This window comes from Microbacterium sp. K35 (genome assembly GCF_004794375.1).
Lineage (GTDB): Bacteria > Actinomycetota > Actinomycetes > Actinomycetales > Microbacteriaceae > Microbacterium > Microbacterium sufflavum.
This window is the reverse complement of the sequence record NZ_SSDM01000288.1, coordinates 1-909: the sequence shown is the minus strand read 5'-3', so window position 1 is coordinate 909 and position 909 is coordinate 1. Positions and strand designations below refer to the sequence as shown.

General features: G+C 73.9%; 2 protein-coding genes. Both read left to right on the top strand.

The annotated features are described in order from the left end of the window. Nucleotides 1–354: ATP-binding cassette domain-containing protein (locus DW299_RS11250; RefSeq protein ID WP_136036636.1), on the top strand; the 354-nt coding region annotated here is incomplete at its 5' end. Then, a partial coding sequence (locus DW299_RS11245) for an LLM class flavin-dependent oxidoreductase (RefSeq protein WP_136036635.1) occupies nucleotides 351–909 on the top strand: 559 nt, incomplete at its 3' end. The genes DW299_RS11250 and DW299_RS11245, both read left to right, overlap by 4 nt.

Genomic DNA, 909 nt, shown 5'->3' with positions numbered 1-909 from the left:
TCGGGCGGGCAGCGGCAGCGCGTCGCGATCGCCCGTGCCCTCGCGATCGACCCGGAGATCGTGGTGCTCGACGAGGCGGTGTCCGCGCTCGACGTGACGGTGCAGGCCCGCATCCTCGAGCTGCTCACCTCGCTGCAGGCCGAGCTCGGGCTCACCTACCTCTTCATCTCGCACGACCTCGCGGTGGTGCGGCGCATCAGTCACACGGTGTCGGTCATGCGCCGCGGTCGTGTGGTGGAGGAGGGCCGGACCGAGGAGCTGTTCCACGACCCGCAGCACGAGTACACCAGGGAGCTGCTCGCCGCCGTGCCCGGCGTCGACGACGCTCCCCAGAGCCGAGAGGTCCTCGCATGACCGCACCAGCCGCCGCACCCACCGTGGCGTTCTTCACCCGTCTGCTCGACGACGCGTCGCCCGCCGATCGCTACGCGCTGGCCACGGCGCAGCTCCAGCACGCGGAGCGGCACGGCATCGGGCGTGCGTGGGTCGCGCAGCATCACTTCCGCGCCGCGGAGGGCGGGCTGCCGTCGCCGCTCGTGTTCCTGGCGCACGCCGCCGCGCATACGAACCGCCTCCGGCTCGGCACCGGGGTGATCACGCTGCCCCTGGAAGACCCGGTGCGCGTGGCGGAGGATGCGGTGGTCGCCGACCTGCTCTCCGGCGGGCGTCTCGACCTCGGGCTCGGCAGCGGGGGCACGCCCTCGTCGTTCGTGCCGTTCGGGGAGGACGTGCGCGACAAGGCCGCCACGTACGACCGCAAGCTGCGCGTGCTGCTCGACGCGCTCGCGGGCGAGGACGTCGGCGGCGACAACACCCTGTACCCCGACCCGGGCGACCTCGCCTCACGCGTCTGGCAGGCGACGTTCTCGGCCGCGGGCGGGCGCCGCGCGGGTGTGCACGGCCACGGCC